The sequence below is a fragment of the Chryseobacterium sp. C-71 genome (genome assembly GCF_020911865.1).
Classification (GTDB): domain Bacteria; phylum Bacteroidota; class Bacteroidia; order Flavobacteriales; family Weeksellaceae; genus Chryseobacterium.
Genome location: NZ_CP087131.1, coordinates 2,835,726 through 2,849,611, shown reverse-complemented (window position 1 = coordinate 2,849,611; position 13,886 = coordinate 2,835,726). Strand labels below are relative to the sequence as shown.

The 13,886-nt window shown below is 34.1% G+C and carries 12 protein-coding genes; 1 reads left to right on the top strand and 11 read right to left on the bottom strand.

Annotated elements, in window-relative coordinates:
- Position 1: 1 nt before the first annotated feature.
- The 5 genes from LNP04_RS13050 to LNP04_RS13030 all read right to left on the bottom strand — a co-directional run bounded on the left by LNP04_RS13050 (position 2) and on the right by LNP04_RS13030 (position 9,349).
- Positions 2–1,945: a putative porin gene (locus tag LNP04_RS13050; RefSeq protein ID WP_229983396.1), complete on the bottom strand. Its 1,944-nt coding sequence runs from the start codon at positions 1,943–1,945 to the stop codon at positions 2–4.
- Positions 1,946–2,060: 115 nt separating this feature from the next.
- Positions 2,061–2,879 (bottom strand): hypothetical protein, encoded by an 819-nt coding sequence (locus LNP04_RS13045; protein WP_229983395.1) that lies wholly within the window; start codon positions 2,877–2,879, stop codon positions 2,061–2,063.
- Positions 2,880–2,897: 18 nt separating this feature from the next.
- Positions 2,898–4,472: a RagB/SusD family nutrient uptake outer membrane protein gene (locus LNP04_RS13040; protein ID WP_229983394.1), complete on the bottom strand. Its 1,575-nt coding sequence runs from the start codon at positions 4,470–4,472 to the stop codon at positions 2,898–2,900.
- 19 nt (positions 4,473–4,491) lie between these two features.
- On the bottom strand, positions 4,492–7,191 hold the full coding sequence (locus LNP04_RS13035; protein WP_229986304.1) for a SusC/RagA family TonB-linked outer membrane protein: 2,700 nt from the start codon (positions 7,189–7,191) through the stop codon (positions 4,492–4,494).
- A gap of 235 nt (positions 7,192–7,426) precedes the next feature.
- On the bottom strand, positions 7,427–9,349 hold the full coding sequence (locus tag LNP04_RS13030; RefSeq protein ID WP_229983393.1) for a S8 family serine peptidase: 1,923 nt from the start codon (positions 9,347–9,349) through the stop codon (positions 7,427–7,429).
- 211 nt (positions 9,350–9,560) lie between these two features.
- Between LNP04_RS13030 and LNP04_RS13025 the strand changes: the two genes are divergently transcribed.
- The gene (locus tag LNP04_RS13025; protein WP_229983392.1) at positions 9,561–10,241 is read left to right on the top strand and encodes a hypothetical protein; all 681 of its coding nucleotides are present in this window, start codon (positions 9,561–9,563) and stop codon (positions 10,239–10,241) included.
- On the opposite strand, the gene LNP04_RS13020 is transcribed toward LNP04_RS13025, so the two are convergent.
- The 6 genes from LNP04_RS13020 to LNP04_RS12995 form a co-directional block, all read right to left on the bottom strand.
- Positions 10,228–10,563 (bottom strand): hypothetical protein, encoded by a 336-nt coding sequence (locus LNP04_RS13020; RefSeq protein WP_229983391.1) that lies wholly within the window; start codon positions 10,561–10,563, stop codon positions 10,228–10,230. The genes LNP04_RS13025 and LNP04_RS13020 overlap by 14 nt on opposite strands.
- A gap of 52 nt (positions 10,564–10,615) precedes the next feature.
- On the bottom strand, positions 10,616–11,176 hold the full coding sequence (locus tag LNP04_RS13015) for a hypothetical protein (RefSeq protein ID WP_229983390.1): 561 nt from the start codon (positions 11,174–11,176) through the stop codon (positions 10,616–10,618).
- Between the two features lie 58 nt (positions 11,177–11,234).
- On the bottom strand, positions 11,235–11,813 hold the full coding sequence (locus LNP04_RS13010) for a DUF6705 family protein (protein WP_229983389.1): 579 nt from the start codon (positions 11,811–11,813) through the stop codon (positions 11,235–11,237).
- A gap of 11 nt (positions 11,814–11,824) precedes the next feature.
- Positions 11,825–12,847 (bottom strand): hypothetical protein, encoded by a 1,023-nt coding sequence (locus tag LNP04_RS13005; protein ID WP_229983388.1) that lies wholly within the window; start codon positions 12,845–12,847, stop codon positions 11,825–11,827.
- Positions 12,848–12,927: 80 nt separating this feature from the next.
- Entirely contained in the window at positions 12,928–13,254 is a 327-nt protein-coding gene (locus LNP04_RS13000) for a hypothetical protein (protein ID WP_229983387.1), read from the bottom strand.
- A 58-nt stretch (positions 13,255–13,312) separates the two neighbouring features.
- Entirely contained in the window at positions 13,313–13,882 is a 570-nt protein-coding gene (locus LNP04_RS12995) for a hypothetical protein (protein WP_229983386.1), read from the bottom strand.
- Positions 13,883–13,886: the final 4 nt, after the last annotated feature.

Below are 13,886 nucleotides of genomic sequence, written 5' to 3'. Positions count from 1 at the left end.
TTTAGTTGAACAAATACCAAACAATCCCAATATTCAATCTAAAATCGTAGACCGGATAATGTGGAAATGCATAGGCTTTATTATGTGAAAGCATCGTTCCTATTTGCTGTCCTTCGATGAAGAAAAACATTTTTTTGACCTTGAAATTTAAATAAAGATCGGCAATAGGCTCGCCTCCGATAGAGAACGAATCTGCTCTCGGAAGAATATACTCGCTGAGAATCGGGAAATATTCCTTTGAAGCAAATTTCGAGAAATAATATACTTTTACACCCGCTTGGATTTCTGCCGCATTTTTAAAAGCTCTTGTCTGGAAGAAAAAATTGGCTCTTCCAATAAATGAAGGCATTGGCAACAAATCTTTATTCGTTAAAGCACTTTGAAACTGTACTCTCGTATTTAAATGAAATTTTCTGTAGCTGAACGTTGCATCACCTCCGATCTGCGAAATATTCAGCGAGTTTTCGCTTTGACGAGAAATTGCATTAGAATCAAAATATGTGTAATTATCTATTCTAAAATAGTTGGCAAACAATTCAGATTTGAACCATTTTAAGTTGATACTCCCTCCGATTTCTGTGATTGCCTGATTTTTTGCATCTTGTAAATAATAATTAAATTTTCTGTAAACAGAAGAATTTGCAAGATAATTAAAAGACGGATAAACACTTTGGAAGTTAACCTTTGCATTGACAAAATAATCTTTTATCGGCTCAAACTTTACGTTGTTGATTGTTTTCAGATAATTTCCAAACTGACTTCCTTTTGAAAATTCTAAGAATGAGTTTAACTGAAACTTGTCAAATAATTTCACCTGTAAATTTCCGACAGCCCCTAATCTGTTTTCTTTCAATTCACCCGGAACATTTACTGTGGGCAGATTTATTTCATTTAAACCAAATTTCAACATCTGGTATCGTACACCAGCATCCAATTTAAATTTTTCGTTATCAAAAACCAAGCTGACCGTATTGCTCAGATTGTTTGAATATTTTTTGGTAGAAGGACTAAACCCAGATATAATTTCTGAAGCCGTATTGCTGTACCAATAATTTTCTAAAGCATCCTGAAAGTAGTAATATTTATTCCCTTGATTGAATATCGTATGCCTAATTCTAAAAGGAAATTTCTCAGAATTGAAAGGCGTAAACTGATGGCTTAAATAGTAACGTCTGTAAGAATACTGCGAACTTGATTCTTCTAAATTAACCTGAGCATTATATTTGTTGCTGATATTACTTGACCCCGCCTGAAAAAGGTCATCATCGACGATTCCACCGCTCTCCTGGTTATTGACATTCTGATGAAGGTAATGGGCGAATAGCTCGTAGTTTCCACTTTTGGAAGTATAATGTCCCGAAAATAAGGTTTTATTATTTGCGGCTAAAGAGTTTCTGTACATTCCCTCAGAGCGCAAACCATCGTACTCTACAGAAAAATTAAATCTCTTTCCTATATTCTGAGTATACATCGACTGTAATGCAGCACCGTTTCGCATTGCGGTATGATAAACAAAAGTTGCCGTGGGGGTTTTGACATCGTAATACTTCACGTCATCAATTCCCAAAATCACGTACGATTTATTGGAAGGTAATAAGGAAAGGTTTTGTTCGGCATTTACTTCGTATGACAATGGATTAAATCCAGCACCAATGTTTGCAAACTGCGCACGCCCAAAATTGTCCTGATTATTGTATTGCGAAAAGATATGGGTCTTGTCAAAAGTCAGCACCGTATCAAAAATTTTCTTTTCAGCATACTGCGTCTGATAACGATAATCCTGAATGGTCGGTTTAAATATTTTTAGTGAGTCTTTTGTCCCGGAATCAATCACCAAAGTATCCGACAACTTTTTATCCAATCTATTGGAGTCTGTTTTGTTGACGATTACTTGGGCTTTGAATATGGAGCCGAAGAGAAGTATGAGGAGGAGGATGTATTTCATTTATTTTTCAGTTAGATAAAATCACATCTTGATTTTATAGTACAAAAATAGGAAATAAAAGGAAATAAAAAACCCCGTCTTTCGACGGGGTGTAAATATATATCTTAATTAAATCTTAATTAAGTGCTGGCCAGTTACCATCTGATTTAGTCAAAGTGGTTGTACCATACTCTCCATATGAGGTTGTCCACTTAAATGTTAATTTATTACCATTTACAACAACATTAGAAATTACAAATGTATCACCATACTGATTTGGCGTTTTAAAAGAAAGCTTACCACATAAATCCTCAATTCTTACTCCAGTAGAAGTAGCAGCATATCCTGGAAATAATGCAAAAGCACCAAAGCTTGAATCAGAAATTTGATAAAGACCATCACTTACTTTTGTGAAAGTTACATTACCTGTCACGGGACCTGGCACATTAGTAGGTGCATCAGGAGCAAATGCATTGACAGTTGAGTATTGATATGTTCCTTCAAGAGAAGAATCACAACCGAAAATCAGAGATAAACTAATCGTAGTATTGTAATTTGCCTTTTTAACAGAAGGAGAAACCAAATCAAATACTAACGTCTTAGCAATTGTTTGCGACAACTGTGCTCCGTATACTCTCAATTTTACAATTCCCAGATTGCTACCTGCTGCTATCTGAACTTTACCTCCATTAAGAATTTCATAATGAGTTCCTGCAACTGCATCACCACCAATTCTCTTTATCTCAAAGTCTGCAGCAGAATTTAATGGACTCATCGTTCCTATCTTTATATCAAAATCTTTATAGCCAACATCCGGTCCCTTTGCCACAGCAAATTTATCAAGAAAGAAAGATGTAGCATCACCATCATACATTGAGTTTTCTGTGCCATCTTCACAAGAACTAATTGCAAATAACGCAAATAGTAAATAAACGAATTTAAATATATTTTTCATTTTCTGAAAATTTTAAAATTAATAACCAGGGTTTTGTACAATTTTTGAATTCACATTAACCTCAACGTTTGGAATTGGCAATGCCCATTTGTAACTGTTTAATGGTAGATTGATTGGATTAGCTGCCGGATAATTTGAGGTAAGAGAGCTATAATCTGCAGGATCTCTATCAAGGCTTGAGTTTGCTTTCACTCCCAAACGCTTGATATCCATAAATCTATATCCTTCAAATGCAAACTCTACTCTTCTTTCATCAAGAATCATTTTCCATGCTGCAGTTGAAGATGCTGGAGTTGCAACGGTAGCAGAAGCACCAAACCTAGCATCTCTAACCGTTTTAATTGCTGTTCTCACTCCTGCAAAATCACTTACTTGCGCTCTCGCTTCTGCTTTAATCATATACATTTCGGATAAACGCATAATCTTAAATGAATTATTAGGATTATTAGCATTTGTATTTGCCCAAGGTTGAGATGCAGTATTTAGACGACCTCCATGCTTGTTAATTATTAACCTATCTGAATTTCTATAGTCAGGAGCAAAAGCATAGTTTGGATCAATAGTTGAATCAGGTCCAATAATCAAATTTGCTCTTACATCAGCAACCGTTGTACCTAAAGTATTTGCAGTTAAGTTACCTGGATTTAATTTATTATGCAAAGCTCTACTCACTTCAAAAGAAGGTGCCCCTGTAGCAGTAGGTTGTAATGAAAACCAAGCATTATGTAAGTTAGTATCTTGATTATTTTGTTGAACTATTCTTTGTATTCTGAAAATAACTTCAGGTGCTACAGCATCAGTCCAAAATATTGATCTATAGGTAGCTTTGTTAGCCAAAATTAGCCCAGCTGTATTGATTACTTGATCGGCCCAAATTTCTGCATTAGTATAATCTCCTTTATAAGCATAAGATCTTGCCTTAAGTCCTCTAGCAAAGTTAATATTTCCATAATTTGGATTAGCAGCAACACCAGATGATTGATAGAGTGCAATAGCATCATCTAAATCTTTATGAATAAATGTATAAAATTCACCGTTTGTATTTCGAGGAAAATCATTCACATCAAAAACATCAATTCGATTTGATATCAAACCTGCTAACGCATTATTATCTGTTGGATCTGTACTGAAATAACCTAGGATTAACAAATGACCATAAGCTCTAAGTGTTAAAGCCTGAGCTTTGATATTAGCAATCACCTTTGCGTCATCAGCATTTGCCGGAACAATTTTGTCTGATGCATCAATAATTCTATTTAATCTAGAAATGCTTGCATATGTATTTGCCCATAAAGCAGTTGGTAGATCTGATCCCGTATTTAAGAAAAATACATAATCATCGTTAATTCCTTGTCCACCATTAGCAAAACCTATTCCAACCTCGTCGGTGAAAATTGAAACGATTTCAGATTCAGTTCTACTCCCCATTGTAGTAAGAGCCGAATTAAGTAATAATTGTAAGTCAGCACTACTTAAAAGAGCATCTTCCTCAAAAATAACCCCTGGTGAATATGTGTCTAATAAATCTCTATTACATGAACTTGTTAAAAGAACACCTAATGTCAATATAGAAATTTTAAAAATATTTTTCATTGTAATATATTAATTTTAATTAAAATTTAACATCAATTCCTAATGTGAAAATTTTTGGTGTTGGGTACCCATATTGATCCGCAGCTCTTGTGCTCTCAGCATCAAAACCTCGCCATTTTGACCATGTATATAAGTTTTCTCCTTGAACCATAATAGTCATACTTTTTACAAATGTACCATTTAATACACTTTGTGGAATACGATATCCTACTTGAAGATTTCTTAATCTTAGATAAGATGAGTCAACTAAGAAACGATCTGATCTCGTTTCGAAATTTCTGTTAGCAGCTGTATTTGACGGTATGTCAGTGTTGGTGTTTGTAGGCGTCCAAGCATTCAGTAAGTCTCTTGAAACATTAAACTGTCCAACATCATCGGGACTGTAATATCCTGACATATCATAGTCATATCTATAAATACCTGCGACGTAATTAAATGTTGTATTAACAAAAACACCCTTATAATCAAAATCAAAACCAAATCCACCTACATATCTTGGGTTTCTGAAGTTGTATTTTAGTGGTTTCAAATCTGCATCAGTCGGCGCCTCAGTAGCACTTCCATCAGCACTTTCAAAAAGTAAATTACCATTGTTAGGATTCACACCCAAATAATGATAAACGTATGGAGCCTGCCAAATACTTCCGTTGGTTGAATAAGTCTGTACAGTTGCACCCTGGATTAAAGGGTTTTCTGGAATATTAAATACTTTTTCTTTATTTAAAGCTCCGTTCCCTCTTAATGTAAAATTAACTCCATTAGTACTTCTAATTACATCCACAGCTAAATTTAATTCATAACCGTAGTTTTTTAAGTCGATTTCAGAGTTCTTATTTAAAGCTGTCTGTCCTAATAAAGGACTCTGTGGCCATGGATAGAAAATATTTTCAGAAGTTTTATCATACACGTCAAATTGACCTCTAACTCTTCTTGACAACAATTCAAAGTCCACACCTACGTTCCAAGTACGAGTAGTTTCCCATCTAAGATCTGGAAATCCTAAATTGATACCATATCCCAAACCTGTTCCATAAGTAGGAGCAGAAGATACTGAAAACGTATTAAGATATCTTTGAGGGTTGAGTCCATCAAATATGCCCGGCAAAACACGCTCATTTCCTACGGTTCCGTATGAGCCTCTAAGCTTCAAGTCATTAACCCAAGTTACATTTTCCATGAAGCTTTCTTTATTAATATTCCATCTACCTCCAATAGACCAGAAAGTTCCCCAAACATTATCTTCAGAAAAACGGCTAGATCCATCATAACGAATGTTAGCAGCTATTCCATATTTACCGGCATAATCGTAATCTACGTTAGCAAAATAAGAGAACATATTATGTCTAGCTTGACCAACACTTATTGGACGCAGGTAGCTAGCCGCAGTATTAGTTATATAACCCGTACCCGTTCCTGGCACCCAAGTCCTTGGATTCAATCCAATCTGTCTTTGAGAAGATTGCTGTAGCATATTATTATTGAATTCGAACGCTCCCTGAACACCAATTTTATGATCCCCAAAAGTTTCATTATATTCTAACTGAGCCAAGTTATTAAAAGTAAAAACTCTCGATTGAGACATATCTTCAAACCCTTTAAATTCCAAAGCCCCTTGTAGTGCAAGTGAATTAAAAGAAATAGGATGCTGCCAAGCATTATCATTTAAATTTCTAAATGTGGCATTAGCACGAACACGACCTGTCAAAGTAGGAAGAAACTTGTAAGACGCTTCAGTTGTAACGTCTATTCTTACTTCGTCTGTAGAGGCTCTATAAGTTCTTTCCTTATCAATCAACATTAGTGGAGTATACAGGAAGTTACCCGTAGATTGATATAAGCCCAGCAATTGCTGACTATTTTGATATTCGTCAGGAGAGATATGTGGAGCTCCCTTCATTGCACCTAGTACTAAGTTTTGGTTTACTCCACCAGTATTTAAATTAGAAGCCTGTGTATTTCTGGTTAAAGATAACGCAGTACCAACTGAGAAATTAAATTTATTGTTTTTAGATTTTCCATTTAAGTTGTTTCTTAAAGAAAATCTTTTCATTCCAGTTGTTGCAAGTAACCCTTGCTGATCTAGATATCCGATACTTGTGTAGTTATTTAAATTTTCAGACCCCGCAGACACTGAAAAGTCATGTGATTGCAAGATTGAAGGCTGAAAAAAATAATCTAACCAATCTGTATCGACTTTATAATCGGCTATTTGAGCATCAGTTAAGGTTGTACCCTTACCTCTACCAATCATTTTTTCGAGAGTTAATAATTCTCTAGAATTAGCAATATTATATCTATGCTTTTGTAATTGAGAAACTCCAAACTGAGAGCTGTAACCAAAATTTACACCTTGATTATATTTTGCACGTTTAGTTCTAATTACTACAACCCCATTTGACCCTCTGTTACCAAATTGTGAAAGTGCTGAAGCATCCTTTAAAACTTCCATACTTTCAATATCATTAGGATTTATGTTTCTGAAACTTTCACTGGTTCCAGGAAAGCCATCAATTACATAAAGTGGCTCAGTGTTCCCTAGCAAAGACCCCTTACCTCTTACAGTAATAGTCGGAGTAGCACCAGGTTGACCTGTACCCGTAGCAATATTAACTCCAGCTAACTGACCTTGAGCAGCGTTTAACACATTGGAGCTTGGGCGGTTATTGATTAATTCACTTCCAATTTTTGCTGTAGAAGTTACGGCTGAACTTTTAGTCATAGTTTTATAACCCACTACAACAACTTCTTCAATTTTCGCTTCATTAACTGGTTTACCTATAGTATCTCTCACGCTCTCTTGCGCTTCGATGCTCTGAAAACCCAAAAAGAATAGTGCACCAACACTTAACACTTTTAATTTTACATTCATATTAACAAATTTTAATATTATTATGTTGCAAATATGTTAAAAATATTTAACATCTGCAAACGTTTTTATTTAGATAATTAATTTCTTACTTTTTAATAAACTTTGTACTAACTTCTCTGTTCTGCTTATCAGAATATATTAGCAGATAATTTCCAGGAGTTAAAGCCTCTACATTTATTTTGGAATCTTTAACAGATTCCCTTAACAATATTCTACCACTGGCATCCAATACAGCAACATGAGCTTCGACGTTGTTATTATTTTTAATATATAAAACATCTTTTACTGGATTCGGATAAATTTGAATTTGATCTTCTTTTGTTTTGACATCAATTGTATTAAGCGTAGAAAGATTTTGACCATTTACAATTAAAGTAAAATTCTGATTTAAATTGGTCAATGTACCTTTATGAGTTACAGTTATAGTATATTCCCCATTTGCATTTGGAATATCAATTCTTTCAAAATTATCTACATCGTTGGTTGAACTATTACTGGCTGGTGCAAATACATTTGTCAAACCTTGCAATTTCCAAGGATAATAAACTGTACCATTAGAAGAAGTCACTTTAACATCCAAATCATTAATCAAGTATTTTGTAGAAAGATCTGTAGTACCATTATTAACATTCGCTAACAAAGGCGCCGGATCAGTCCAAGAAATAGACACTTTTAAAGGCGTACTAGTGGTCATATTAACAGTTTGTGTATACGTTGCACCATTACTAAGACTTAATTCACGTATGACACTTCTATTAGAAGTTAAGTTTTTATCTCTGATTATTTTTGCAGCACTTTCTGCATTTATTAACCCCCAACCAAACTCATAGTCGGGTCCTGTAGCTCCACCAGCTTCATCAGCAGTATGCATAATTAAACCCTTAACAGTTGCTGCGCGCATAAAATTATTGTATAGCTGATTATGATATTGTTGCAATAACGCTACAACACCTGTTACAGCAGGAGCAGCCATTGAAGTTCCTTGCTTTATACCCGTTGATGTATCTGAGTTACTTGTTGTGGATCTCACGTTAACTCCTTTCGCAGAAATTTCAGGCTTAATCCTTCCGTCATCAGTTGGCCCATAATTACTAAATGATGATATAAATACACTGTTATTGTCCACATATTGTGCAACCTCCAGAACAGCTGCAACAGTAAGTACATTTTTAGCAACTCCATCTCCAGCTATGAGATCATAACCAAACTTGGAAGAATTTTGTGTTCCGTAAGGAATAGCAGCTTTATCTCTATCATTACCCGCTGCAAAGACAGGAAGGTAATAAGGATTATTATAGCACAGTGCATCTACTTGTCTTGCATCATTCGTATATGCCCCTAAAAACCAAAGTTGATTATTATTATTCAAACTTGGTCCATATGAGTGATTCGACATTAACAAACCACTAGAAGCTTCAGTCTGCATTTCTGCAAGATCATCATTCCAATCGTAAGATTTTATCGATGAGTTAAATGCTATACCTCTTGCAGCAGCCATTACTCCTTTTGCCGCAATTGTTCCAGCTACATGAGTTCCATGGTCAGACATTGATGATGTAAAATCTAAAATCGATACTTTTGTAAATCCATCTACCATAAACTCTTGGTGAGTATCCCTAACAGGGCCACCATCCCATACACCAACGATCATTCCTTGTCCCTGAATATTTAACCCTAAACTACCACCGTTATATAGAGAAGTGGCTCTGGCAGTAATCGCAGACCCTGCATTAGACGTCGAAGTATATAAAGGAGTACCATTTGCAAGGATATCGGTCAGCTCAATTTTTCCTGACACATCATCTTTAACAATTTTTTTTGCATTGGGATTTTGATTTAAGTAATCAGATATCCTTATCCTTCTTTTACTTTCATCATTTTTCAACTCTTGAGAAAGTGCTGCGTTGGCTACTTTATCTGAACTTTCTGCAATTTTTCTTCTTTCCTCTGCAGTCTGAGAAAAGATTAGCACAGGCAAGAACATTATTAAAAAATATGTCTTTTTCATTCTTTATCTTTGTTTCTATATGACAATTAACTTTATAATCAAAACACTAAATTACTTAAGTATTTATAAAATTCTTGCAAAAGTGTTAAAAAAAACTTAAACCACCAAACTTTTTAACACAAAAACTTTACTTTTTAAAAAAACATAACAATTTGTTTGTGACATCGTTATAGTTCAGATGATTTTTGTAATTTTGAATATAATTATAATTATGAAAAAAATATTTCTTATAATAGTTGGGTCATTTTGCACATCTGCATTTGCCCAAAACACAATGATTCTATCCAGAAATGATTTATTAGCGGGAACCGTATTTGACAATCGCATTACAGGAGCTTCGGGGAAAACACTGAAATATGATGAGATATCAGGTTCAGCTTATCAAGACAAGTCTTTTAAAAATGCAAAGATTGCAGAAAACTATGAAATTACTGCTATTAGGTATAATTCTTATAAGGATGAAGTGGAATTTAGGAATGACACTGATATAATGATTCTTCCCAAAGAAAATAAATTTAGCAGACTTGAAATTTCATCGCCTAAACAAGTTTTAGTTTTAATAAGCCTTGATAATGAACCTAACGGATATTATTATGAGTTAGTAAATGGGAAATCGTCATTATACAAGAAAGTAAAAACAAATTTCATTGATGTCAAGCCTGCTTCCACACCTTATGGCAGTGATCAACCTGCATCATTCAGTACTCCAATTACTACTTATTATTTAGTTCTTAACGGTAAAGTCATCAAGAAACCTAAAAATCAAAAACAGATTATTGACCTTTTACCTGATAAGAAAGAAGTGTTGAATTCTTTTTTTAAGGAAAACAAAATAAAACTTGACAAGGAAGAGGATTTAAAAAAATTAGTTACATTCCTTAATCAAAATTAATATTTGCCCACAAAATAGAATAAAAACCGGCAGGTTTTGTCCGGTTTTTATTATTTGGTTTAACATCATCTATAATCCACTTCCCCCAATCTGGAAAACTTGAAGCATTATAATATGAATACTCTACTACATGACTGCAACCCTGCCAAATGGTTTCCTCAGTCCAATTGTAGGTCATCTTTGCCAATTGACCGCCATTACTAAAACTTCCTTTTGCCAGTTCTGTAATGGTCGTTTTTCCTTTAGTATTCACAGGTTCTCCGTTTCTTATGTTTTCTTTTTCCTGTGGAGTCAGATTATAAATAAGTCCCAAAAAAGTCACTACTGTAATAGAAATTTTAAATTGATCTTTTGAAGATTATTGGGATTGTTGTTTAATGCGATAGCACTACGGCATACTGATAAACATAATAGTAACTAAAAATATCCCCAAAAGAAAAGATAGGTAGATATCCTTGTACTTGATTGTGCATTTGTACAATATCATGTTGTGAGTGATCCAACTTTACAGACATGGTGTCGGCCAATTGACCGCCATTACTAAAACTTCCTTTTGCCAGTTCGGTAATCGTGGTTTTCCCGTTGGTATTTACAGGTTCTCCGTTTCTTACTTTTTTTCTTTCCTGAGCAGTAAGATTGTAAGTAACCAGAAATTCCTGATACGTGCCATCCGGAAGTGGAGAAAGCAAAAGATTTTCTAGTGGAGCACCTTCAGGAGCATTCTGCCTTTTAATATTAAAAGTATAGGTGTGATAATTGGCACCGTTCTCTATGTAGATTACATCATCGGTATCTATTGAAACGCCGTTCCCATAATCTACCACTTTACCATTTGCGTTCTTTTTAGATAAAGATTTAAATGCAGATTCAGCTTTTTCAAGTTCAGGAATTAGAAGATTTTGGCACCTCCTTTTATTCAGTGAAATTCTGTTCAAGTAAGTCGAAACTTTAGCTAAATTTTAAAATCCCTTCACAAATTGAAAGGATTTATTTTTATTGCTTTGTTAAATGAATAAGTTGTTTATACGGTATTGTTGGCTGAAAATTTGTAGGACAAACTCCTTCTTCTACAATATCATTATCCGGAAGCATAAGGATAGTCATTTGCGCAGGTGTCGAAGGCTGTATTCTTAAATAAACATCTCCATATTCTGCGCATCCTACACTATTTCCAACGAAATACATTACATAGGCTTTTAAGTCAGATTGGAAATTATCTCCTTTAAATTTAGTTTTTAAATCATCAGGCTCATTATATGTATTATAAATTATATTTCCATTAGAATCTAAAACTTTCAATCTACCCACTAAAAAATCCCAATTTACATCATATCCCCCTATATTTTCCTTTTTAATAAAGCTAAATTCATAAGTATTTCCATTTAAATCTCCCTTCCATATTCCTATATACTTATTTAATGAATTATTGACGTCTTTTATGTAAGTTGTACTTTGAGGAATAGTTCCTGTTTGCTGTTCATACATTACAGCTTGTTCCAAAGAAATAGTTTGAGATTTACAAGATATCGTTGGAAGTAAAAATATAATAAGAAGTAAAAATATATTTTTCATAAATTTGTTATTTATTGAGGACAATTTGTTTCAATTTTATCTGTTTTATCAGTATTTAATCTGATTTCTGTTGTGGTTCCATTTGAGTTCATTCTATACAATGTTACACCTTTTAAGTTCATATTTTCATCAATAAATTTAAGAAATTTTAATTCTAAACTCATTTTTTTATTTTTAGAAATAAAATCAATAAATGGATTTTTAAAAGCTTCTTTTTGAGCATCAGTAAAAGTTTTTATCTGATTTTCATTTCCTGTAAAACGAATCTGGTAATTCCCCGATCCTGATACCATTACTCCATATACATCACTTAGCGGTTGTCCTTTTTCTTTAGCATTTTTAACCAAATCCATGAAATATATAATGTCAGCAGGAGAAAACATTTTAATACCTTTCTTCCCTATTCCATATCCTTCTGCATCTAGATATTCATAATCATTTACATGCGTATATATAAATCCTTTAATATAGGTATTTGTTTCCACATGTGGCAAACTCAAGGTATTTGCATCGTCTGTAGCACCCGCATTATCTTTATATACATAATCTCCTCCAAATTTTTGAATGTATCCTGTTTCTTTTTTTAATGTAATCTTTGTTTTAAGAGTATCTATTCGTTTAGAGAATTCTTCATCTTCCCGTTGTTCCTTTATTTTTCTGCAAGGATTTTTTGGTCTTGTATCGTTCGGCTGTGTAACACCACCCACATGACAGCCGTTTTCATCGATGATACCTACTTCACCAGGATTATTTGCGACTGTAGTGCATTCATCCGGACCATTTCCTGCGGGACCGCCTCCGCCACCGCCACCAACTCCGGGATCTGTCGGCATAAATGTTTCGTCTACTTGTTCCACACAGCTGTAGGTGCTTACAAGGTACGGATAAGGTGGAAAACCAGAATTACCCGCATTGTCTACGAAATCACCAACAAACTGACAGGAACCGTAATTAGATTCACCATGTATTCCTTCTGAACAACGAGCCCACTGTACACTATTGCTCCAGCCGCATACCATAGTAGATTTTGCCAACTGACCACCGGAATTGAATGTTCCCTTTACCAGCTCAGTAATCGTGGTTTTCCCTTTCGTGTTGACAGGTTCTCCGTTTTTTACTTTTTCTCTTTCCTGAGCAGTAAGATTGTAGTAACCAGAAATTCCTGATAAGTGCCATCCGGAAGTGGAGAAAGCAAAAGATTTTCCAATGGCGCATCTTCAGGAGCATTCTCTCTTTTGATTTTAAAAGTATAGGTGTGGTAATTGGCACCGTTCTCTATGTAGATTACATCATCGGTATCGATTGAAACGCCGTTCCCATAATCTACCACTTTACCATTTGCATTCTTTTTAGATAAAGATTTAAATGCAGATTCAGCTTTTTCAAGTTCAGGAATTAGAAGATTTTGGCACCTCCTTTTATTCAGTGAAATTCTGTTCAAGTAAGTCGAAACTTTAGCTGAATTTTAAAATCCCTTCACAAATTGAAAGGATTTATTTTTATTGTTTAGTAAAATAAATAAGTTTTTTTTCAGGAAACGTTTGCGAAAATGTACTTGAACATTCTCCTATTACAGTATCTTTTTCAGACCAGTAAAAAACTGTCATCTGATTAGGACTATTAGACTTTATTTTTAAATAAAGAGTTCCATCATTTATACATCCTTGTGTCGAAGGCCCTATGAAAAATGTCATGTATTCTACTAAATTAGGTGTAAATGATAATCCTGAAAAATTTGTCTTTTCATCATCTATTTCGTTAAAGTTATTAAAAAAGATGGTTTGCCCATCTAATGAGCTAACTTTTAATCTTCCTTTAAGTATATCACTTTTATAGCCTAAAATATTTTCAGATAGACTTTTATTAAACTTCATTTCGTATTTTTTCCCATCATACTCTCCTTTCCATATACCAATGTATTTTACTAATGAATTGTTTATATCTTTTGCGTAATATTGTTGTGGACAATTTGAATTTTCTAAGCACTGAGCTTCCTGCTCTAAAGATATAATTTGAGAATTGCAAGAGATTGAAAATGAGATTGTAATTATATATAAAATTTTTTTCATAGTA

Bases quoted from the DNA above. Each gene is read 5' to 3' on its own strand.
- LNP04_RS13025 (WP_229983392.1), top strand. From the start codon at position 9,561: ATGAAAAAAATATTTCTTATAATAGTTGGGTCATTTTGCACATCTGCA.
- LNP04_RS13010 (WP_229983389.1), bottom strand. From the start codon at position 11,813: ATGAAAAATATATTTTTACTTCTTATTATATTTTTACTTCCAACGATA.
- LNP04_RS12995 (WP_229983386.1), bottom strand. From the start codon at position 13,882: ATGAAAAAAATTTTATATATAATTACAATCTCATTTTCAATCTCTTGC.
- LNP04_RS13040 (WP_229983394.1), bottom strand. From the start codon at position 4,472: ATGAAAAATATTTTTAAAATTTCTATATTGACATTAGGTGTTCTTTTA.
- LNP04_RS13050 (WP_229983396.1), bottom strand. From the start codon at position 1,945: ATGAAATACATCCTCCTCCTCATACTTCTCTTCGGCTCCATATTCAAA.
- LNP04_RS13035 (WP_229986304.1), bottom strand. From the start codon at position 7,191: ATGACTAAAAGTTCAGCCGTAACTTCTACAGCAAAAATTGGAAGTGAA.
- LNP04_RS13030 (WP_229983393.1), bottom strand. From the start codon at position 9,349: ATGAAAAAGACATATTTTTTAATAATGTTCTTGCCTGTGCTAATCTTT.
- LNP04_RS13045 (WP_229983395.1), bottom strand. From the start codon at position 2,879: ATGAAAAATATATTTAAATTCGTTTATTTACTATTTGCGTTATTTGCA.